Annotated in this window: 17 protein-coding genes; 11 read left to right on the top strand and 6 right to left on the bottom strand. The window is 69.8% G+C overall.

Going from position 1 to position 21289, the window contains the following annotated elements:
• Positions 1-76: 76 nt before the first annotated feature.
• The 4 genes from KEC57_RS17465 to KEC57_RS17480 all read left to right on the top strand — a co-directional run bounded on the left by KEC57_RS17465 (position 77) and on the right by KEC57_RS17480 (position 6278).
• Positions 77-1684, top strand: a complete 1608-nt coding sequence (locus KEC57_RS17465) for an Ada metal-binding domain-containing protein (RefSeq protein ID WP_229385975.1) — start codon at positions 77-79, stop codon at positions 1682-1684.
• Positions 1681-2208: a methylated-DNA--[protein]-cysteine S-methyltransferase gene (locus KEC57_RS17470; protein ID WP_229385976.1), complete on the top strand. Its 528-nt coding sequence runs from the start codon at positions 1681-1683 to the stop codon at positions 2206-2208. The genes KEC57_RS17465 and KEC57_RS17470 overlap by 4 nt, the downstream gene beginning before the upstream one ends.
• Positions 2209-2604: 396 nt before the next feature.
• Positions 2605-4464, top strand: a complete 1860-nt coding sequence (locus KEC57_RS17475) for an ABC transporter ATP-binding protein (protein WP_229385977.1) — start codon at positions 2605-2607, stop codon at positions 4462-4464.
• Positions 4461-6278 carry an ABC transporter ATP-binding protein gene (locus tag KEC57_RS17480; RefSeq protein WP_229385978.1) on the top strand — a complete coding sequence of 606 codons (1818 nt, stop codon included), beginning with the start codon at positions 4461-4463 and terminating at the stop codon, positions 6276-6278. Before KEC57_RS17475 ends, KEC57_RS17480 begins: the two co-directional genes overlap by 4 nt.
• Before the next feature lie 110 nt (positions 6279-6388).
• On the opposite strand, the gene KEC57_RS17485 is transcribed toward KEC57_RS17480, so the two are convergent.
• Entirely contained in the window at positions 6389-7354 is a 966-nt protein-coding gene (locus KEC57_RS17485) for an acetylxylan esterase (protein ID WP_229385979.1), read from the bottom strand.
• Between the two features lie 146 nt (positions 7355-7500).
• On the bottom strand, positions 7501-7953 hold the full coding sequence (locus KEC57_RS17490; protein WP_229385980.1) for a GNAT family N-acetyltransferase: 453 nt from the start codon (positions 7951-7953) through the stop codon (positions 7501-7503).
• A 144-nt stretch (positions 7954-8097) separates the two neighbouring features.
• Between KEC57_RS17490 and KEC57_RS17495 the strand changes: the two genes are divergently transcribed.
• Positions 8098-10329, top strand: coding sequence for an NADP-dependent isocitrate dehydrogenase (locus KEC57_RS17495; RefSeq protein ID WP_229385981.1), 2232 nt, complete (start codon positions 8098-8100; stop codon positions 10327-10329).
• Positions 10330-10521: 192 nt separating this feature from the next.
• On the opposite strand, the gene KEC57_RS17500 is transcribed toward KEC57_RS17495, so the two are convergent.
• Together KEC57_RS17500 and KEC57_RS17505 are read right to left on the bottom strand one after the other, a co-directional pair.
• Positions 10522-12030 (bottom strand): L,D-transpeptidase family protein, encoded by a 1509-nt coding sequence (locus tag KEC57_RS17500; RefSeq protein ID WP_229385982.1) that lies wholly within the window; start codon positions 12028-12030, stop codon positions 10522-10524.
• 98 nt (positions 12031-12128) lie between these two features.
• Complete coding sequence (locus tag KEC57_RS17505) at positions 12129-12614, bottom strand: hypothetical protein (protein ID WP_229385983.1); 486 nt, start codon at positions 12612-12614, stop codon at positions 12129-12131.
• A 150-nt stretch (positions 12615-12764) separates the two neighbouring features.
• Between KEC57_RS17505 and KEC57_RS17510 the strand changes: the two genes are divergently transcribed.
• The 6 genes from KEC57_RS17510 (at position 12765) to KEC57_RS17535 (ending at position 19172) form a co-directional block, all read left to right on the top strand.
• Complete coding sequence (locus KEC57_RS17510; RefSeq protein ID WP_229385984.1) at positions 12765-13961, top strand: ROK family transcriptional regulator; 1197 nt, start codon at positions 12765-12767, stop codon at positions 13959-13961.
• A gap of 142 nt (positions 13962-14103) precedes the next feature.
• The gene (locus KEC57_RS17515; RefSeq protein ID WP_229385985.1) at positions 14104-15438 is read left to right on the top strand and encodes an extracellular solute-binding protein; all 1335 of its coding nucleotides are present in this window, start codon (positions 14104-14106) and stop codon (positions 15436-15438) included.
• A gap of 76 nt (positions 15439-15514) precedes the next feature.
• Complete coding sequence (locus KEC57_RS17520) at positions 15515-16471, top strand: carbohydrate ABC transporter permease (protein WP_229385986.1); 957 nt, start codon at positions 15515-15517, stop codon at positions 16469-16471.
• A complete protein-coding gene (locus tag KEC57_RS17525; RefSeq protein WP_229385987.1) occupies positions 16471-17400 on the top strand; it encodes a carbohydrate ABC transporter permease in 930 nt (309 codons plus the stop codon). Before KEC57_RS17520 ends, KEC57_RS17525 begins: the two co-directional genes overlap by 1 nt.
• Before the next feature lie 43 nt (positions 17401-17443).
• Positions 17444-18400, top strand: a complete 957-nt coding sequence (locus tag KEC57_RS17530; protein ID WP_229385988.1) for an ROK family protein — start codon at positions 17444-17446, stop codon at positions 18398-18400.
• A complete protein-coding gene (locus KEC57_RS17535; RefSeq protein WP_229385989.1) occupies positions 18393-19172 on the top strand; it encodes a glucosamine-6-phosphate deaminase in 780 nt (259 codons plus the stop codon). The genes KEC57_RS17530 and KEC57_RS17535 overlap by 8 nt, the downstream gene beginning before the upstream one ends.
• Positions 19173-19221: 49 nt before the next feature.
• Here KEC57_RS17535 and KEC57_RS17540 read toward each other — a convergent pair whose 3' ends face one another.
• Both KEC57_RS17540 and KEC57_RS17545 read right to left on the bottom strand, forming a co-directional pair.
• Entirely contained in the window at positions 19222-20634 is a 1413-nt protein-coding gene (locus tag KEC57_RS17540; protein WP_229385990.1) for an FAD-binding oxidoreductase, read from the bottom strand.
• Positions 20631-21050, bottom strand: a complete 420-nt coding sequence (locus KEC57_RS17545; protein ID WP_229385991.1) for a YrdB family protein — start codon at positions 21048-21050, stop codon at positions 20631-20633. Before KEC57_RS17545 ends, KEC57_RS17540 begins: the two co-directional genes overlap by 4 nt.
• Positions 21051-21289: the final 239 nt, after the last annotated feature.

The raw sequence follows: 21289 nt of genomic DNA on the forward strand, positions 1-21289 counted from the left end.
GGCGCCTTCGGGATGCCGTCACCACGGTGTCCGATTTCCGCGAGTGCATGTCGGCGGCCCGTGACAGGCTAGAGGCATGAGCCTGGCCATGACGTTCGATGAGCGGTACCGCGCGATCGACTCGCGCGATACCCGCTTCGACGGTCAATTCGTCACGGCGGTGCGCTCGACAGGCATCTACTGCCGTCCGAGCTGTCCTGCACGCACACCGAAGCCGTCGAACGTCACGTTCTATCCGACCAGCGCGGCGGCGCACGAGGCGGGCTACCGCGCGTGCAAGCGGTGCCTGCCGGAGGCCGCGCCGGGCTCGCCGCAGTGGAACCTCCGCGGCGACACGGCGGGCCGTGCGATGCGGCTGATCGCGGACGGCGTCGTCGAGCGCGAGGGAGTTCCCGGGCTGGCGCGGCGCCTCGGCTACTCGCCACGCCATCTCACGCGGCTGCTCACGGTCGAGCTCGGCGCGGGGCCACTCGCCCTCAGCCGGGCGCACCGCGCCCAGACGGCGCGAATGCTGCTGGTCGGCACCGACCTGCCTGCCGCAGATGTGGCCTTCTCCTCGGGATTCTCGAGCGTGCGTCAGTTCAACGACACGGTGCGGGAGGTGTTCGGCATGCCGCCTCTCGAGCTGCGCGCCACGCGTCGGATCCCTCGACCGGTGCGCGGCCCGGGCGGGACTGCCGTGCCCGACGGGACTCAGGGCGCGGGTGCGAGAGGGCTCGTGGCTGCACAGGGGCCGGCCGCCGCGATCGATCTCGTGCTGCCGCATCGCGGCGCCCTCGATGCGGACGGGCTGTTCGCGTGGATGTCGGCCCGCGCGATCAGCGGGGCCGAGACCGCGACGGCGACCACGTTCGCGCGCACCCTGCGGCTGCCCCACGGACCGGCGTGGTTCGAGCTGAGACTCGACGAGACCGGCCGTGTGCGGCTGCGTGCACGGCTCACGCACCTCGCCGACCTCTCGACCCTCGTGACGCGCGCGCGCCGGCTCTTCGACCTCGACGCCGATCCGATCGCGATCGACGAGGCGCTGTCGCGGCATCCGCAGCTCTCATCGCTGATCGCCGGGCTCCCGGGCATTCGCGTGCCGGGGGCTGCCGACCCGCACGAGATGCTCATCCGCGCGATGGTCGGGCAGCAGATCACCGTGGTCGCTGCGCGCACGGCGCTCACGGGGCTGACCGCGGCGCTCGGCGACGAGGTCGACGTGCTCGAGGGTGCTCGGGGGCCCGAGGGCGGGCCATCCGTCCCGTTGACGCTCTTCCCGACGATGCCGGCGATCGCCGAGCACGGGCACGAAGTGCTGCGCGGTCCGGCCGCGCGCATCCGCGCCATCACCGGAGCAGCGGCGGCGCTCGCCGACGGGTCGCTCACTCTGACGCCCGGTGACGATGCGGCCGAGCAGCGCGCGGCGCTGCTGGCCATGCCCGGCATCGGTCCGTGGACGGCCGACTACGTCCGGATGCGCGTGCTCGGTGACCCGGATGTCTTCCTGCCGGGCGACGTGGCGGTGCGCGCCGGTGCGGCAGCGTCCCGCCTTCCGTCTGAGCCGCGTCCTCTCACCGACTGGGCTGCGCGCACAGCGCCGTGGCGCAGCTACCTCACCGCACACCTGTGGCGCGCGGTCCCGTCGAAGCGACCCGCACTCCGCACAAGCTCCCGCCCGAACCCAGGAGGAACGCCATGACCACCGCGACGATCCAGACCATCGCCACTCCCGACGGCGGATTCACCCTCCTCGCCGACGAGGCCGGGCATGTGCTCGCGTCGGGCTGGACCGCGGATGCCGGACGCATCCTCGAGCGGCTGCGGACGGCGGATCGGCCGTCGACCGTGACCGCCTTCGACACGAACGCGCCGCAGACGGATGCCGCCGCCGCCGTCGCCGCGTACTACGAGGGCGAATTGTCCGCGATCGACGACGTCCGGGTGGCGCAGCGCGGCACCGAGATGCAGCGGGCCGGGTGGGAGGCCCTCCGCCGCATCGAGCCGGGGCATCCCCTGACCTACGCGGAGTTCGCGATCCTGCTCGGATCGCCGAACGCGGTGCGGGCCGCGGCATCCATCTGCGCCCGCAATGCTCCCGCGCTCTTCGTCCCGTGCCATCGGGTGCTGCGCACCGGGGGAGCGCTCGGCGGGTTCGCGTGGGGTCTCGAGGTCAAGCGCAGTCTGCTCGAGCGCGAGGCCGGGGTGCCGGCGCTGATCGGCTGACCCACCGGCGGTCGCCGATCCGCGCGGGAGGTCTTCCGGGGGACCGGAAAGCGCTTGTTGCTTTCAGCGAATCCTCAGGTATAGCCTAGAGGGCTGTCGCGTCGCCACTTCGGAGGCGCCCCAGCTACTCACCGAGCCCAAGGAGGACGCCATGCATCAGGCCGCCATCGTCGCGAAGACCGCCTTCGTCCTCGGGTTCGCCGGGTCGACCCGGCCTCGTATTCAGGGGTAGTCGCTCGTCCGCAGGTCCCGGCTTCGGCCGGATTCGGCATATCGCCGTCATTCGGAGCGTTCCCTCCTCGGGAGCGCTCCGCCGCGCCCGACAACCCGGTTGTCGAGCCTGTCGAAACACGACCCCGATCCCGGGTCATCCGCCACACCATCCCCACAAGGATCATGACAACCACCGCCATTCCGCAGCCCCCAGAGCTGTCGCCACGGTCCGAGAAGTCCACCCTCAAATCCCTCGCGCGGCTCCTGCCGTTCGCCAAGCCCGTCCTGCCCCGACTCATCCTGGGCGCGGTCAGCGCGCTCGTCGCGAGCCTGCTCGCCCTGTCGATCCCGCTCGTCCTCGAGGTCATCGTCGAGGGCCCGATCGCCTCGGGCGACTTCGGGCAGATCGCGTGGGGCGCGGCCGTGATCCTCGTACTGGGGCTGGCCGAAGCCGCCATGGTGTGGCTGCGTCGCTGGTTCGTGCTCGGGCCCGCGACCATGGTCGAGTACGAGATCCGTCAGACGTTCTACTCGCGCCTACAGCGCCTGCCGGTGTCGTTCCACGATCGGTGGCAGTCCGGACAGCTGCTCAGCCGGATGATGCAGGACATCAGCATGCTCCGCCGCTGGATGGCGTTCGGCGTCGTGCTGCTCGTCGTCAACGTCATCACCATCGCGATCGGATCGCTGCTGCTGTTCCGCTGGCACTGGCTGCTCGGCACGATCTTCCTCGTCACCTCGGCCCCGCTCTGGTACGCCGGGTACCGGTTCGAGAAGACGTACGGCACGCTCGCCCGCCAGTCGCAGGACCAGGCGGGCGACCTCGCGACATCCGTCGAAGAGAGCGTGCACGGCATCCGTGTCCTCAAGGCGTTCGGGCGCGGAAAGCACGCCCTCCAGAAGTTCACGAGGCAGGCCGAGACGCTGCGCGAGACCGAGCTCAGCAAGGCCCGCGCGGTCGGCTGGATCTGGTTCTGGCTGGTGCTGCTGCCCGACATCGCCTTCGCGCTGTGCCTGGGCGCCGGCATCTATCTGACAGCGCTCGGGCAGCTGCAGCCGTCCGAGCTCATCGCGTTCTTCGCGATGGCGACGGTGCTGCGCTGGCCGATGGAGTCGATCGGATTCCTGTTCTCGTTCCTGCTCGACGCCCGCACCGCGACGGACCGCATCTTCGAGGTCTTCGACGAGGAGAACACCATCGTCGACCCCGAGGAGCCGACGTCGATCGAGAGCCCGCGCGGCGCGCTCGTGTTCGAGGGGGTGCACTTCCGCTATCAGGATGCCGCGACCCGCGAACGCGACCTGCTCGACGGCATCGACCTGGTGCTGGAGCCCGGCGAGACCATGGCTCTGGTCGGCCTCACCGGTTCGGGCAAGACGACGCTCACGACGCTCCCGTCGCGCCTGTACGACGTGACCGGCGGCCGCGTGACCCTCGACGGCGTCGACGTGCGCGAGCTCACCCTGGCGGAGCTGCGCACGCACATCGGCATGGCGTTCGAGGACGCCACGCTGTTCTCGCAGAGCGTGCGCGACAACGTGCTGCTGGGCCGGGAGGACCTCGAGCCGGGAAGCCCCGAGGCTGAAGCGGTGCTGCGCGAAGCGCTCGGCGTCGCACAGGCCGGGTTCGTCGAAGATCTGCCCGACGGCGTCGACACGATCATCGGCGAAGAGGGGCTCTCGCTCTCGGGAGGCCAGCGCCAGCGCCTCGCGCTCGCGCGCGCCGTCGCCGCGCGTCCGGCGGTGCTCGTGCTCGACGACCCGTTGTCAGCGCTCGACGTCGACACCGAGGCGCTCGTGGAGGATGCCCTCCGCGAAGTGCTGCACGCCACGACGGCTCTCGTGGTCGCGCACCGCCCGTCAACGGTCATGCTCGCAGACCGGGTGGCGCTCCTGGAGGCGGGGCGCATCACGGCGGTCGGCCGGCACTCCGATCTGCTCCGCGAGAGCGAGCACTACCGGCACGTGATCTCGAGTCTCGAGGTCGAAGAAGCCCGTCTGCGGGCCCGTCAGCAGGATCAGGACCTGGAGGTGACCCTGTGAGCACCGCGACCGTCACCGGAACCAGCGGCGAAGACCGCTCCGACTACACACGCGACGAGAGCAAGGCGGTCCGGGGGCGCTCGCTGCGCCTCCTCGGCTCGCTCATGGCACCCGTTCGCAAAGAACTCATCCTCGCCGGGATCGTGCTGGTCGTGTCGACGGCGCTGCGCGTCGCCGGCCCTGCGCTGATCGCGTACGGCCTGAACACCGCCCTGCCTGCCGCCGTCGACCAGATGAACTGGCTGCCGACCATCGGCGTCGTGCTCGTCTACCTCCTCACCGCGATGGGTGGTGCCGCGCTGATCGGGTGGTACGTCGTGGTCGCTGCGCGCCTCACCCAGGCGATCATGCTGGACCTGCGCAAGCGCATCTTCCTGCACACGCAGCGGCTGAGCCTCGAGTTCCACGAGTCGTACACGTCGGGCCGCATCATCTCGCGCCAGACGAGCGACCTCGACACGATCCGCGAGCTCCTCGACGGCGGTCTCAACGAACTGGTGTCGGGCATCCTGTTCGGCGCCTTCACGCTGATCATGCTGCTGATCGTCGACTGGCAGTCCGGCGTGATCCTCATCGTGATGGGGCTGCCGCTGTTCCTGCTGATGCGCTGGTTCTACACGCGCTCGCAGGTGGTCTATCGCGAGTCGCGGGTGATCAGCGCGAAGGTGATCGTCAAATTCGTCGAGACCATGACCGGCATCCGCGCCGTGAAGGCGTTCCGCAAGGAGCCCCGCAACGACGAGGATTTCGGCGCTGTGGCCCTGGACTACCGCGACGTCAACATGCGCTCCATCCGGCTGTTCGGCACGTTCGAGCCGGGGCTCATCGCGATCTCTGCGGTGACAGTCTCGGTGGTGCTCCTGTGGGGCGCCATCCGGGTGGTGGACGGGTCGATCCTGATCGGCACTCTGCTGGCCGCGGTCCTGTACGTCCGCAACTTCTTCTCGCCGCTGCAGGAGGTCGCGTTCTTCCTGAACTCGTACCAGTCCGCGACGGCGGCGCTCGAGAAGGTCTCGGGCGTGCTCGAGGAGGAGCCGACGGTTCCAGACCCGAAGAAGCCCGTGGACCTGTGGGCCGCGAAGGGGCACATCCGCTTCGACGACGTGCTGTTCGGGTATGCCGAGGATCGCGTCATCCTGCCGGACTTCTCACTCGACATCCCGGCCGGTCAGACGATCGCGCTGGTGGGCACCACCGGTGCCGGCAAGTCCACGCTCGCCAAGCTCGTCTCGCGGTTCTACGACCCGACGCGCGGCACGGTCACACTGGACGGGGTCGACCTGCGGTCGCTGCACCCGAAGGACCTCCGCCGCGCGATCGTCATGGTCACGCAGGAGGCCTACCTGTTCAGCGGTACGGTCGCCGACAACATCGCGCTGGGAAAGCCCGACGCGACGCTCGACGAGATCAAGTCGGCCGCTCGCGCGGTGGGGGCGGATGCCTTCATCGAGCGACTGTCCGACGGCTACGCCACCGACGTCAACAAGCGCGGCGGCCGCGTGTCGGCCGGACAGCGCCAGCTGATCTCGTTCGCGCGGGCGTTCCTCGCCGACCCTGCCGTGCTGATCCTCGACGAGGCGACGGCATCGCTCGACATCCCGAGCGAGCGTCAGATCCAGGATGCGCTGCAGACGCTGCTCGCCGACCGCACCGCGATCATCATCGCGCACCGTCTGTCGACGGTGGCGATCGCCGACCGCGTGCTCGTCATGGAGCGCGGCCGCATCATCGAGGACGACGCCCCCGCGACGCTCATCAGCGGTGACGGCCGGTTCGCACGGCTCCACGCCGCCTGGCGCGAATCACTCGTCTGACCGCGGCCGCCGAGCGTCGTGAAGCGCCGGATGCCCCGTCCCCGATCCCGGGGCCGGGGCATCCGCAGTTCACGCGGTCGGCGTGCCACTTGTTCTCGCGGGGCGTGCGCCTAGACCAGTGGCGCGAGGAATCGCGCCTGTGCGTCCCACTGGTATGCCTGGCCGCCCTCGTGGCCGTTGTGGGTGTACACCTCGATCTGCTTCGCCGCGGGATGGCGGTTGTACGCGGCGAAGACCGTCGACGGCGGGCAGACCGTATCCATGAGCGCGACGGAGTACAGTGCCGCGGCATCGGCCCGCTTGGCCATGTTGGCGCCGTCGAAGTACGACAGCGTCTCGAACACCCGCTCGTCCGCTCCGCGGTGCACCGACAGGTAGCGGACGACCTCCTGGTACGGGTCGGCATCGGTGAAGCCGACCGCACGCTCGAAATGGCAGAGGAACGGCACGTCGGGCATCACCGCGACGAGCCCGGCGCTGAGCGCCGCGGCCGCGATGGCGATGCCGCCGCCCTGGCTCGTGCCCGTCACCGAGACGCGGTCGGCATCGATCTGGGGGAGGCTGCGCGCGGCGTCGACGGCACGGACCGCGTCGGTGAAGACGCGCCGGTAGTAGTAGCCTGCGGGATCGTCGATGCCGCGTGTCAGGAAGCCCGAGGCCGCAGGGCCCGCGCCGTGCGGATCAGGGGTCTCGCCGCCGGAGCCCCACATCGAGCCCTGGCCGCGCGTGTCCATGGACAGATGGGCGTAGCCGGCCGCGGCCCAGCCGAGGCGATCGCCCGGGAGCCCTCGGCCGCCGCCGTAGCCCTGGTACTCGACGATCGCCGGCAGGGAGCCGGTCGCGCCGGCGGGGACCGTGAGCCATGCCTTCACGGGATCTCCGGCGAACCCGGGGAAGGTCACGTCGAAGACGTCGACCAGAGTGAACGGCGTGTCGACGCGCACGATGCGGGGTGCGGCATCCCACCCCCTCGCCTCGGCGATGGTGGCGCCCCAGAATGCGTCGAAATCTGCGGGTTCGCGGATGTCGGGGGAGAACTGCTGCAGCTCGGTGAGAGGGAGGTCGAATCTCGGCACGCGCTCAAACCTAGCGTCTCGAGCGAGTGGATCGTGAAGGCGACGGAGCCTCGATGGGGGAGGGGTATTCGAGGCCCCGCCGCCGGTTTCGGGGACCATGGTAGGGCGAATCGCGGAGGCGATTCGGGTTGCATACGCGCCTCGTGTCAGAGACGGATCTCCGCGATGACTTCACCGTACTCGGTCTCGCCGACCGGAGTGAAGCCCACGCGCTGGAAGAAGGCCTCGGGCCCGTCCGAGCCCGCCTCGTAGATGACGTCGACGTGGTCCATCCCGCGCGCGCGGGCCTCTTCGATGAGCCCGGCGACGGCGAACCGGCCGACGCCACGACCCTGGTCGTCGGCGTCGACGTTGATGCGCCAGAGGACGGAGCGGAAGTGCTCCTCGGACTCCTCGGGGTCGAAGTTCGCGCTGACGAACGCCACGACCTCGTCGCCGTCTAGCACGACCCGCTGCCACGTGGTCTGAGGATTCACCACCGTCGCGGCGATGCCGTAGCTGACGGGAGCGAGGAACTGCTCCTGGCCCGGCTTGAGTGAGAGGTTGTTGACCGCCACGATCGTGGACGCGGACAGTTCGACGAGTCGCAGGTCACCCATACGCACAGGCTAACCCGGATGGCGAGGATCCGGCATCGTCGATGTCACGGATCTCCACCGTGCTCATCGATGCGGATATCTCGACATCGAGATACTTTGACCCGTGCGATAGGCTGAGCCACGACCCGTACGAAGGACTTTCAGGTGACCGACTCCTCCATCATCTACACCTACACCGACGAGGCTCCGGCACTCGCGACCGCCTCGTTTCTGCCGATCGTGCAGGCCGTCACCAGTCAGGCGGGGGTGGAAGTCGAGACGCGTGACATCTCGCTCGCCGGCCGCATCCTGGCGGCGTTCCCCCAGAACCTGACGCCTGAGCAGCAGGTCGGCGACTCGCTCGCCGAGCTCGGCGGCCTCGCCACCCTCCCCGAGGCGAACATCATCAAGCTGCCGAACATCTCGGCGTCGATCCCGCAGCTCAAGGGCGCGATCGCCGAGCTGCAGGCGCAGGGCTACGACATCCCCGACTACCCCGACGACCCGCAGTCGCTGGGTGAGAAGGATGTGCGTGCGCGCTACGACCGCATCAAGGGGTCCGCCGTCAATCCCGTGCTGCGCGAGGGCAACAGCGACCGCCGCGCGCCGCTGTCGGTGAAGAACTACGCGCGCAAGCACCCGCACCGCAACAAGGCGTTCGCCGACGGTTCGAAGACCCGTGTCGCCACGATGGGCCACGACGACTTCAAGAGCAACGAGAAGTCGTGGGTCGCCGCCCATGACGACGTGCTGACCATCCGCCACATCGGCGAGGACGGCACCGCCACGGTCCTCAAGGACAACCTGAAGGTCCTGCCGCGCGAGGTCATCGACGCGACGTTCCTCTCGGCGGCCGCGCTGGACGCCTTCCTCTCCGAGACGCTCGCGACGGCCGAGGCCGACGACGTGCTCTACTCGGTGCACCTCAAGGCGACCATGATGAAGGTCAGCGACCCGATCATCTTCGGCCACGTCGTGAAGGTCTACCTCGCCGATGTCTTCGCCCGCTACGGCGACAGGATCGCGGCGGCCGGACTCACCCCGAACAACGGACTCGGCTCGATCCTCGCGGGTCTCGGTTCGGTCGAAGGCGGCGACGAGATCGCCGCGGCCATCGCGGCCGACCTCGCCAACGGGCCGCGTCTGTCGTACGTCAATTCCGACAAGGGCATCACGAACCTCCACGTGCCGTCCGACGTCATCGTCGACGCGTCGATGCCCGCTCTCGTGCGCAACGGCGGAAAGCTGTGGGGCGTCGACGGCGGCGAAGACGACACGCTCGCGGTCATCCCGGACTCGTCCTATGCAGGCGTCTACCAGGCCGTGATCGACGACGTCATCGCCAACGGTCCGCTGGACCCTGCCACGATCGGCACCGTTCCCAACGTCGGGCTCATGGCGCAGGCCGCCGAGGAGTACGGCAGCCATGACAAGACGTTCGAGATCGACGCCCCCGGTGTGGTGCAGATCGTCGACTCCGAGGGCGAGGTGCTCATCGAGCACACCGTCGACACCGGAGACATCTGGCGGGCGACGCAGACCAAGCACATCGCTGTCGTCGACTGGGTGCGTCTCGCCGTCGGCCGCGCCCGGGCGACCGGCTCGCCCGCGGTGTTCTGGCTCGATGTGAACCGCTCGCACGATGCGCAGCTGATCGCGAAGGTGCACCAGGCGCTGGCACTGCTCGACACGAAGGGGATCCAGATCTCGATCCTGGCCCCCGAAGAGGCGACCCGGTACACGCTGGCCCGCATGCGCCATGGTCTGGACACCATCTCGGTGACCGGCAACGTGCTGCGCGACTACCTCACCGATCTGTTCCCGATCCTCGAGGTCGGCACGAGCGCCAAGATGCTCTCCATCGTGCCGCTGCTGGCAGGCGGCGGTCTCTTCGAGACCGGGGCCGGCGGCTCGGCCCCGAAGCACGTGCAGCAGCTGCTCGAAGAGGACTACCTGCGCTGGGACTCGCTCGGCGAGTTCTTCGCGCTGGCAGCGTCGCTGGAGCACCTCTCGGAGTACACCGGCAACGCCAAGGCCAAGGTCCTCGCCGACACGCTGGACGCCGCGACCGGTACGTTCCTCGAGAACGACAAGTCGCCCGGACGCGCTCTCGGCACCATCGACAACCGCGGCAGCCACTTCTATCTCGCGCTGTACTGGGCGCAGGAGCTGGCCGGGCAGACGACCGACCCCGAGCTGGCGGCGGCGTTCGCGCCGATCGCCGAGGCGCTCGCGGCGAACGAGGAGAAGATCGTCGCCGAGCTGAGCGCCGTGCAGGGCGAAACCGTCGACGTCGGCGGGTACTACCGTCCAGACCCGGCGCTCGTCACCGCCGTGATGCGGCCCTCTGCGACCTTCAACGAGATCATCGACGCGCTGGGCGCTCAGCGCAGCTGACGTACGACGAAGAGGGACGGATGCCGCGGCATCCGTCCCTCTTTCGTGCGCGGGTCAGAAACCCCACGCCGGCCGCTGCACGGGAGGCTGTGCTCCCGCGGGGGCCGCACAGGTCGACCGAAGGGGCGGCACGGCTCTCTTCGGGATGGGCTCGCGGCGATCGGCGCCGATGGGCGATGATCGCGCTCGTGATCAGTAGTGGACCCAGACCTCGGTGCCGGTGGCCGTCCACTCGTAGACGAATTTGGCATCGTCGTTCCACATGTTCACGCAGCCGTGGCTCTGCGGAAAACCGAGCGAGGAACGGAAGGCCGACGCGCCGTGGAAGGCGATATCGGGCGCGAACCACGTGATCCAGGGCACGTCTTCTGTGCAATAGCTGTTCACTGCGTTCGGGTTGTAGCACAGCGCACCCATGTCCTGCATGCGGGTGTAGGCGTTCACGGTGAAGCGCCCGGTGGGAGTCGCCGTTCCGGGGAGTCCCGAAGAGATCGTGTAGGAGCCGATGACGCTCCCGTTCTCGAAGAGGGACGCCGTCTGGGTGGAGAGGTTCACCTCGACGGTGCGGGCCAGCGTCGTGATGACGGGCTCGACCTCGGTCGCGGGCAGTTGGAACGTCGCGTTGCCGGTGGCCAGCTGCTCGGCGAAGTCGGACGCCACGTTCGAGGTGTCGCCGAGCTCGCGGCCCGAGACGCCTGCCGCCTCCTCGCGGAGCACATCGCCGGAAGAGTTGGTGATGACGGCGCCGTTCTCCACCGGCCGGTTGACGGACGCGGCGAGGCCGTCGACGAGGGGCTGGATCGCCCCGGCATCGGCGGTGATCTCGAAGGTGCCGCGCTCGCCGGGGGCCACCGTGAGCCACGAGGCGGCGAGGGCCCGATCGACGGGGACGGTGCGCTCTTCGCCGATGTAGAAGCCGGCGGAGTCGAGCATCGCGTTGAGCCGCGAGGCCGTGGCCGTCGCCACGTAGGTCGGCGTATCGGCTTGGATGTCGGCCTCGACGACCTCGAACTCGACGCGCTCCTCGCCGGCGGCGAATGCTGCCTGCAGGGTGTCGCGGACGGCATCGACGTCGATGCCGGTGCCGAGGACGGCGGGGGTCGCGACGTACGACGCGGTCGCGGGATCGAACGCGAGGACGGCATCGACGGGGTCGGTGTAGAGCTCCGGCGCGGCGGCGCGAAGGGCGCTCGTCGCAGCCTCTGCGTCGACGAACACGGGTGCCGCCGGCACGGGGGCGAACCACGTCGTCGGGTTCCACATCGGGTGCTCGGCGAATGCCGCATCGGCGAGGGCGCGTGCATCGACCGAAGCGCCCAGGTCGGCGCCGGTGACCTCGACGTCGCCGCCTTCTCCCGTCAGCACGACGGTGGTCGCTGCGAGCCGCTGCTCGATCGCATCGGCCGCGGCCCCCGGCGTCATCCAGCCGACCGATACGCCGGCGACCGTGGTGCCGGGGGCGATCAGCACGAGCGACGACGCCACCAGGGCGACCACTGCCGCTCCCGCGCCGACGCCGATCCACAGCGCCGTCCGGCGCTTCTTCGGCTCGGGCTCGACCGGAGCCCAGGCATACACGGGTGCATCGGGCCCGCCGCCGGTGGGTGTGCCGTCCGTGGGGGTCGTCTCGGATTCCCCTGGGTCGACGACACCGTCGTTCGACGCCTCATCGGCGCCTGGCTTGGTCGCCAGATCCGTCACGTCTTCACCCCCCGACTGTGAGCAACGCTTCCCTCATGGTAATCGACGCGCGCGAGCGCGCGGGTTACAGGCTGATCACGCGTGCGGGGAGGGCTGGCTCAGGGCGCGCAGAGCTCCTGGAACTTCTCGCCGGTCTCCTGGAAGGTCGTGCCGAGCTCCTCCATCTCGGCGAGCTTCGACACGTCGCCTTCGGCGATCGCGCCCATGACGTCGGCGACATTCTGGAACATCTCCTGGAGCGAGGGCAGCACGGCGGCGACCTCGTCGTTGGTGATCTCCGATGACATGTCCGCGAGGCGGTCGGCCGCGGCGTTCATCGCGTCGACGACGGCGCCCGGGTCTTCGCTGGAGACGTTCTCGAACTCGTCGGTGGCCTCGGTGATCGTCTCCTGCACCAGCTGGCACGCAGCGGCGGTGGACTGGCCGTCGTCGCCCGAGGCGTCCTCGCTCCGCGGCGCGGTGGTGGCGTCGCCCGCCGATCCTCCCGGGAGGAACGGGATGCCGCTGCACGCGGTCAGCCCGAGCAGAGCGGTGCAGGCGATTGTCAGAGCGGCGATCGGGCGGGCCAGGCGCGACGTGGTCATCGCACCACTGTAAGGGACGGAATTCCGGTGCATCAGGGGTCCGCCTCGCCCCACCGGGACGGATGCCGTTGCGTAACAGTTTTGTAAACCATCCGATCAAATGGAGGGGAACGCTTGCGGTTTGTTTGTTCGTAAGGTCTACTAACAAACATGTCAACGTCGGATGCGCAGAGCGGCCCTTCGATCCTGGAGTCGCCGTCCAAGCCTGTCGCCCACGGGCGTGCGTTCGCTCCCGGACGCACGCTCCGCCAGGGCGGCAAGGTTCTTCCCGAGCACGCCCGCGGACACAACCGGTCGCTGGTGCTTCAGACGCTGTTCCACCAGGGCGCCATGAGTCGTGCCGATCTCGCACGCGAGACCGGGCTGACACGCGTGACGATGTCCGACCTCGTCGCCGAGCTCATCGCCGACGGCTTCGTCGCCGAGATGGGGGTGCGCGAAGCATCGGGCCCCGGCAAACCCGCGATGCTGATCGATCTCGATCGCGACGGTCACCGCATCGTCGGAATCGACCTGTCGGGCAACGACTCGCTGATCGGCGCCGTCTTGACGCTCGACGGCAGCATCGTCGCCCGTCGCGAGGTGCCGCTGCCCGTCGCCGCAGATCTCGTCAGCACCATGGTCGACCTCGCCCGTGCCCTCGTGGCCGATTCGCATGCCCCTGTCCTCGGGATCGGCGTCGGCACGCCCGGTGTCGTGGATGACCGCGGCGTGATTCTGACCGCGCCGAACTTCGGCTGGGCCGGCTTCGATCTCGAAGGCGCGCTGCGCGGGGCCCTGGGGCTGCCGGTCCTGGTCGCCAACGACGCGAACGCCGCGGTGCTCGCCGAGTACACGTTCGGCGGAGCAGCCGACGATGTGCTGCTCGTCAAGGTCGGTCGAGGCGTCGGCTCAGGGCTCCTTGCATCCGGTCAGCCCATGCGCGGCAGTCGCTTCGCCGCCGGCGAGATCGGCCACGTCACCGTCGGCACCGACGGCGGGCCGCAGTGCGCCTGCGGCAAGGTGGGATGCCTGGAGGCATGGCTGTCGGTGCCCGCCCTCACCTCGCGCCTGGCCGCGGCGTCCGCTCCCGCCGATCGCGAAGGCATCCTGCGCGACGCGGGCGAGCGACTGGGCATCGCCCTGGCCCCGGTCGTCGGTGCTCTCGACGTATCGGAGATCGTGCTGTCGGGGCCGCCCGAGCTTCTCAGCGGGCCTCTCGCCGAGGAGGCCCTGGCAACTCTCCGCGCCCGCACGCTGGCCCAGCCGCACGAGGGTGTGCGCGTGCGCATGACGCAACAGGGCGACGACATCGTCCTGCGAGGCGCCGCCGTCATGGTCCTGTCCGGGCAGCTCGGCGTGTCGTAGCCGTTCGCGCCCGGCCTCGCGCTCCGGCATCCGCATCGCCCCACATCTGAAGATCCCCCGGATGGGTCACCCGACCCGTCATCACCCCCCCGGATGGGTCACCCGACCCGCCCGACACCAAGAGAACACGAAGGAAGAGACCATGAAGAAGACGCTTGGAGCCGTGGCGCTTCTCGGCGCCTCGGCACTGGTGCTCGCCGGCTGCGCCGGCGCGAGCACGCCCACCGGAGACTCCGACGCCTCGGGATTCGACACCGAAGGCGCCCAGGGGCAGGACATCACGTTCTGGCTCATGGGCGGCGACACGCCGGCCGCGCTGCGCGAGTACCTCGTCGCGGAGTACGAGGACGCCACCGGCGGCACCCTCACCATCGAGGAGCAGTCCTGGGGTGACGCGCTGACCAAGCTCGCCAACCAGCTGCCCGACGCCAAGAACACCCCCGACGTCACCGAGATCGGCAACACCTGGTCGCCGACCTTCACGACCTCGGGCGCGTTCAGCGACCTGAGCGGCGTGTACGAGGACCTGGGCGGCGAAGACCTGCTCCAGTCGTTCGTCGACGTCGGAACGGTCGACGGCGCGCAGTACGCGCTGCCGTACTACTTCGGCTCGCGCTACATCACGTACCGCAAGGACATCTGGGAGGCTGCGGGCCTCGAAGTTCCCACCACTCTCGACGAGTTCAACGAGTCGGTCGCGGCGCTGCGCACCGACGACCAGTCCGGGTTCTACATCGGCGGCGAGGACTGGCGCAACGGCATCTCGTGGATCTTCGCCAACGGCGGCGAGCTCGCGGCGAAGGACGGCGACACCTGGACGTCGACGCTGAGCGACGAGAAGACGATCGCGGGCCTCGAGCAGTTCCAGGCCCTGTTCGCGGACGCGTCGAACGCGCCTGCGACCGAGGACGACAGCACGCCCTGGGTCAACATCAACAACGACAAGAGCGGCGCGGCCCCCACGGCGGCCACGATCATCGCTCCCGGCTGGGCGCACTGGTCGATCGGCGACTTCGTCGAGGAGAAGACGGCCGACGACGGCACCGTCTCCGAGGTTCGCGAGTGGAACGACGACACGTTCGGCGTCTTCCCGCTGCCCGGCCTCACCGAGGGCGAAGCCGCACCCGTATTCGCGGGCGGCTCGAACATCGGCATCTCGGCCAAGAGCGAGAACCAGGCGGGAGCCAAGGAGCTGCTGCGCATCATCTACTCGGACGAGTACCAGCAGATGCTCGGCGAGAACGGCCTGGGACCTGCGAACACGCAGTTCGTGGACTCGCTCGGCGACGACATCTTCGCTGCGGCGCTCATCGAGTCGGCGCTGAACTCCAAGCTCACCCCGGCCGCGCCGGGCTGGGCTGCCGTCGAGGGTCAGAAGATCCTCGAGGAGTTCTTCGGAAAGGTCGCGGCCGGTGGTGACATCGAAGCCCTCGCCGGCGAGTACGACGAGAAGATCGACGCCATCATCAACGGCTGAGATTCCGTGAAAGCCGGGGTCGCGAGCTGTCCGCTCGCGACCCCGGACCCCTGAGAGACCCCTGAAGGAGGCGGGCATGGCCACTGCTGCCCCCACCACCCTGCAACGCGACGCACGCCCCGACGAATCCGTCGGCTCGCGCCGCCGCCCGCCCATCGCCCATCTGCTCCTGATCCCGGCGATCGTGATCCTGCTGTTCGGCATGGGCTACCCCGTGATCTGGCAGGTCATCACGTCCTTCCAGAAGTACGGCGCCCTCCAGCAGCTCGGCGGCAAGGCGCCGGAATTCGTCGGGCTCGACAACTACATCGCGATCGCGACGAGCCCCACCTTCTGGGCGGTGGCGCTGCGCTCGATCGTCTTCTGCCTCGTCACCGCCTTCATCACCGTCGTGATCGGCATGGCGCTCGCACTGCTCATGACCCGCGTCGCCGCCACGGTGCGCATCATCCTCCAGCTCTCGCTCCTGCTCGCATGGGCGATGCCGGTCGTTGCGGCCATGACCGTCTGGATCTGGCTCTTCGACCGCCGCCGCGGCGTCGTCAACTATCTGCTCGATCTCATCCCCGGCGTCGAGATGAACCAGTTCAACTGGATCGGCGGCGAGCCGTTCGTCTTCTTCCTCGTCGCATCGATCATCGTGGTCTGGATGTCGGTTCCCTTCGTCGCCTTCTCCTCCTACGCCGGCCTCACCCAGGTGTCGGGCGAGATCATCGAGGCCAGCCAGCTCGACGGCGCCACCGGCTGGCAGCGACTGCGCTTCATCGTGCTGCCGGTCATCCGTCCGGTGATCATGATCGTGCTGCTGCTGAACCTCATCTGGGATCTGCGCGTCTTCACGCAGATCACGATGCTGCAGGATGCCGGCTCGAACTCGAGCGACTACGACCTGCTCGGCACGTACATCTACAAGATGGGCGTCGCAGGTCTCAACTACGGCCAGGGAGCCGCGATGGCGCTCTTCGTGCTGGCGCTGACCATCGTCCTCAGCTGGTTCTACATCCGCAGTCTCCTGAAGGAGGACCAGGTCTGATGTCTGTGTCCACACCCACTCCCGCACCCGCGCAGGTCGTGTCCGCTCCGGCGCCGCGCGCCGATCGCCCGGCCGCGGTCGCGCCCGCGCGCCGCTCGCGCCGCCGCTCCGCCGCCACCTGGGGCTGGGGCGTCCTCGCGATCGTCATCGCCCTGATCTGGGTCTTCCCGGTGTACTGGATGATCAACTCGTCGATGCTGTCGTCGGCGACCCTCGAGTCCTTCACTCCCACGTTCCTGCCGTTCGGCGGATCGTTCGCCAACTTCACCGCGGTGATCGACGGGAGCTTCTTCGGAGCCCTCGGCATCAGCGTGTCGGTGACCCTCATCGCGGTCTTCTGCTGCCTGCTGTTCGCGTTCCTCGCGTCGGTCGCGATCAGCCGCTTCCGTTTCCGGGGCCGCACCACCTTCGTGCTGGCGATCCTCATCATCCAGATGCTGCCCGCCGAGGGGCTCTTCATCGCGCAGTACAAGATGATGAGCGAGCTCGGGCTGCTCTCCAACGTGCTGGGCCTCAGCCTGCTCTACATCGCAGCGGTCGTCCCGTTCACTGTGTGGATGCTGCGCGGCTTCGTCGCGGGCGTGCCGGCAGAGCTCGAAGAGGCCGCGATGGTCGACGGGCTGAGCCGCACCCAGGCGTTCATGCGCATCACGCTGCCCCTGCTGGCCCCGGGGCTGGTGGCGTCGGGCGTGTTCGCGTTCCTGCAGTGCTGGAACGAGTTCACCGTCGCGCTGGTCATCATGAACGCCGAGAGCGAGACGCTGCCGCTGTGGCTGCGCGGCTTCGTGCAGCAGAGCGCATCGCGCGCGATCGACTGGGGCGAGGTCATGGCCGCGTCGACGATCGTCGCCATCCCGGTGATCGTGTTCTTCGTCATCGTCCAGGGCCGCATGACCAGCGGTCTGGTCGCCGGGGCGGTCAAGGGCTGATGCGCGAGGATCAGAGCGCCGCCTCCACACGGGAGCGCGGCCGATGAAGGTCGGACTGGACGTCGGCGGAACCAAGACCGACGCGGTGGCCGTGGACGACGCGGGCACGATCGTGGGACGCCTCCGCGTGCCGACGGGGTGGGGACCGGATGCCGTGACCCAGACCGTGATCGACGCGGTCCGTGCCCTCGGCACCCAGCGCGGCATCGACCTCGACGCGGTGCGGTCGGTCGGGATCGGCATCCCGGGTCAGATCGAGCCGGGGAGCGGCCGCGTCGTGCACGCGGTCAACCTGGGGGTCGACGAGCTCGATCTCGCCGCGGCGGTCTCGCCCGCGTTCGGGGTCCCCGTGCAGGTCGAGAACGATGTCAAAGCCGCAGCCCTCGGCGCGTACGCGATGCACGGCGCCGACGGCGGGCGTCCCAGACCGGGGTCGATGGCGTACCTCAACGTCGGCACCGGCATCGCGGCGGGGATCGTGTCGAACGGGGTGCTGTGGCGCGGCGCGCGCGGCACCGCGGGAGAGGTCGGCCACATCTCGGTCGACCCGGGCGGGCCGCTGTGCCGCTGCGGTCAGCGCGGCTGCATCGAGGCGTTCGCGGGCGGCGGTGCGGTGGCCGAGCGCTGGGCGCGTCGCGGCGCTCTGCCCGTGCGCGACATCTTCGACGCCGCCGACGCGGGAGATCCGGCGGCGCTCGAGCTGCGCGCGGGGCTCGCCCGAGGGGTGGCCTCCGCGATCCGGGTGCTCGTGCTCACCGCCGACGTCGATATCGTTGTTCTCGGAGGAGGTGTGACCGCGTTGGGCGAGCGGCTGATGACGGATGTCGCAGCCGAGCTCTCAGCCAGTGCGGAGGCATCCCCTTTCATGCGCTCGCTGCGCCTGCGCGAGCGAGTGGAGCTGCTCCCGGCCGGCTCGCCGGCGGCGGCTCTCGGCGCCGCCCTCGTGGGCGCCGCCGGCACTGCCGAACACGACGCCGAGGAGGCACTGGCACATGGCTGAGATCGTCATCGTTCGAGACGCGGCGGAGGCGGGCGCGCTCGTCGCCGATGAGATCGTGCGCCTCATCCGCACGAACCCCGAGACCGTCCTGGGACTCGCGACCGGTTCGACGCCGCTGCCCGTGTACGAAGCGCTGCGACCGCGCGTCGCTGGCGTCGACCTGTCACACGTGCGCGGGTTCGCCCTCGATGAGTACGTGGGGATCGACCGGGCGCACCCCGAGAGCTACCGCTCGGTCATCACGCGCGAGGTCGTCGAGCCCCTCGGGCTCGACCCGGCCCGCATCCGCACCCCCGACGGATCGCCCGAGGGCATCGAGCACCACGGCGACGAGTACGAGGCCGCCATCCTCGAGGCGGGCGGCATCGACCTGCAGATCCTCGGCATCGGCACCGACGGTCACATCGGCTTCAACGAGCCGGGCTCGTCGTTCGCGTCGCAGACGCGCGTCAAGACGCTCACCGAGCAGACGCGCCACGACAACGCGCGCTTCTTCGACTCGGTCGACGACGTCCCGATGCACTGCGTCACCCAGGGGCTGGGCACGATCCTGCGCGCACGACACCTGGTGCTTCTCGCCTTCGGCGCGGGCAAGGCCGACGCGGTCGCCGGCGCCGTCGAGGGGCCTGTGACCGCGTCTCTCCCCGGATCGGCGATCCAGCTGCATCCCCACGCGACGGTCGTCGTCGACGAGGCGGCCGCGGCGAAGCTCACGCGCGCCGACTACTACCGCTACGCGTTCTCGAACAAGCCCGACTGGCAGGGCATCTGAGACCGCGCCGGGCGGCGGGGGACGGGCGGATTCCGCCGTCTCCGCCGCATCATCCCCGCGCGAACACCTTGCCGGGGTTCAGGATCCCCTGCGGGTCGAACACCCGGGTGATCTGTCGCTGCAGCTCCCACTGATCCTCGCCCAGCTCATCCACGAGCCAGCGTCGCTTGAGCACGCCCACACCGTGCTCACCTGTCAGGGTGCCCCCCAGGCGCAGCGCGGCGCGGAACAGATCGTCGGCGGCAGCCCAGATGTGCGGGGGCGCCTCGACGATCCCTGCCGCGTCGGGCTGCGCGTCGAAGACGAAGTTCGGGTGCAGGTTCCCGTCTCCGGCATGCGCCACCGTCGGAATCACGACCCCGTGCTCGCGTTCGACGCGGGCGATCTCGTCGAACATCGCAGGAAGCGCGCTGCGCGGCACCGAGATGTCTTCGATGAGCGTCGTTCCCAGCGTCTCCATGGCCGGATGCATCGACCGCCGGATCGCGAGCAGACGCTCGCCCTCCTCGCGGTCCTGCGAGACCACGACGCTGCCGCCCGCGGTGCGCAGCACCGCCGCGATCGCTTCGGCCTCGGCCGCCGCGGCCGGCCCGTCGGTCTGGATCGTGAGCTGCGCGGCCCCCGGCGTGGGGGCGTCGAGGCCGAGCAGTGCGTGCACGGCGGTGAGGGATGCCGCATCCATCAGCTCCATGATGGCCGGCTGCGCACCCGACGCGGTGACCGCGGCGGATGCCTCTGCCGCGGTGCGCACGTCGCGGAAGGTCGCGGCGATCGTGCAGACGTCTCCGGGCACCAGCCGCCGGAGCTTGAGCGTGGCGCCGACGATGACGCCGAGCGTGCCCTCGGACCCGATCACGAGGGAGGTGAGATCCAGCCCCGTGACGCCCTTGACGGTGCGGTGGCCGAGGCGCAGCATCCGTCCGTCGGCCAGCACGATGTCCACGCCCAGCACGGCGTCGCGAACGACCCCGTACTTGGCGCACAGCAGGCCACCCGCTCCGGTCGCGATGTTGCCGCCCACGGTCGAGATCGCCCGGCTGGCGGGGTCGGGCGCCCACCACAGGCCGTGCTGCGCGAGGGCGCTGTTGAGGTCGGCGTTGAGGATCCCCGGCTCGACGACGGCCAGGAGATCGTCCGGACGCACTTCGACGATGCGGTCCATGGCGCGCACCGAGAGCGCGATCTCGCCGCTGCCGGCGTTCGCGCCGCCGGCGAGCCCGGTGGCCGCGCCCCGGGTCACCACCGGTGTGCCGGTCGCGGTGGCGATGCGCAGTGTCTGCTGCACGTCGTCGACCGAGCGCGCGTGGACCACGGCGAGCGGCATCCCGGATGCTGCATGGCCCGACTTGTCGGCGCGCGCGGCTGCTCGCGATTGTGCCGTCGTGTCGACGCGATCGCCCAGCGCCGCGCGCAGCCGGCCGAGAACCTCGGACTCGCCGTGGGCGTCGGGCGCGGCGCTCACGAGAGGTGCCGGCGGCCGGCGATCACGCCGACCGTCACGGCGACGACGCCGAAGGCGAGGCCGATCCAGGCGTTGCCCATGCTCCACCAGGCGATCGTCGCCGAGGCGTAGACGAGGAGCTCGACGAATGCCCGCACGAACGGGTGGACGGCGAAGACCGCACGCGGCGAGACGAACAGCGCCCAGGTGAGGATCGCCACGGCGGGAGCGCCGATTCCGGCGACGATGTTCCACGGGAACGGCCACATCGTGAAGCCCCACAGCGCAAGCGTTCCGAAGGCGAGGATCTCGCAGAGGAACGCCAGGATGTCGATCGCCGAAAGCGGTGCGCGCATTCCCGGTGCCGGCGCGGCGTTCTGCGCCGCAGCCTTGCCTGGGGGCATGGATGCGGGGGTGGCGTGGGGCGTGTCGGACATCTCTCCATTCTACGGCGCGGCCCCGAGAGCCGAGGGGCGCACGGTCCGGCAGGAGAGGCCCCGTGGAATGCCCGGCCGCGCGCGGGCGAGCGTCGCGGCGGGGTGGGGCGGGACGGGGCGGGACGGGGCGGGGCGGGGCGGGGCGGGGCGACGGATTCGAGACTCCGCGTCATGAAACGGCGACGCGGACGTCTTGCTCAGTGACGGTCGTCGCGAATTGGGGACCCGGGTACGCCCGC

It is taken from the genome of Microbacterium allomyrinae (assembly GCF_020682705.1).
Classification (GTDB): Bacteria; Actinomycetota; Actinomycetes; order Actinomycetales; family Microbacteriaceae; genus Microbacterium; species Microbacterium allomyrinae.

Excerpts from the sequence above, each read along its gene's own strand:
- KEC57_RS17465 (WP_229385975.1), top strand. The coding sequence starts at position 77 with ATGAGCCTGGCCATGACGTTCGATGAGCGGTACCGCGCGATCGACTCG.
- KEC57_RS17470 (WP_229385976.1), top strand. The coding sequence starts at position 1,681 with ATGACCACCGCGACGATCCAGACCATCGCCACTCCCGACGGCGGATTC.
- KEC57_RS17475 (WP_229385977.1), top strand. The coding sequence starts at position 2,605 with ATGACAACCACCGCCATTCCGCAGCCCCCAGAGCTGTCGCCACGGTCC.
- KEC57_RS17490 (WP_229385980.1), bottom strand. The coding sequence starts at position 7,953 with ATGGGTGACCTGCGACTCGTCGAACTGTCCGCGTCCACGATCGTGGCG.
- KEC57_RS17505 (WP_229385983.1), bottom strand. The coding sequence starts at position 12,614 with ATGACCACGTCGCGCCTGGCCCGCCCGATCGCCGCTCTGACAATCGCC.
- KEC57_RS17510 (WP_229385984.1), top strand. The coding sequence starts at position 12,765 with ATGTCAACGTCGGATGCGCAGAGCGGCCCTTCGATCCTGGAGTCGCCG.
- KEC57_RS17515 (WP_229385985.1), top strand. The coding sequence starts at position 14,104 with ATGAAGAAGACGCTTGGAGCCGTGGCGCTTCTCGGCGCCTCGGCACTG.
- KEC57_RS17520 (WP_229385986.1), top strand. The coding sequence starts at position 15,515 with ATGGCCACTGCTGCCCCCACCACCCTGCAACGCGACGCACGCCCCGAC.
- KEC57_RS17525 (WP_229385987.1), top strand. The coding sequence starts at position 16,471 with ATGTCTGTGTCCACACCCACTCCCGCACCCGCGCAGGTCGTGTCCGCT.
- KEC57_RS17530 (WP_229385988.1), top strand. The coding sequence starts at position 17,444 with ATGAAGGTCGGACTGGACGTCGGCGGAACCAAGACCGACGCGGTGGCC.
- KEC57_RS17535 (WP_229385989.1), top strand. The coding sequence starts at position 18,393 with ATGGCTGAGATCGTCATCGTTCGAGACGCGGCGGAGGCGGGCGCGCTC.
- KEC57_RS17545 (WP_229385991.1), bottom strand. The coding sequence starts at position 21,050 with ATGTCCGACACGCCCCACGCCACCCCCGCATCCATGCCCCCAGGCAAG.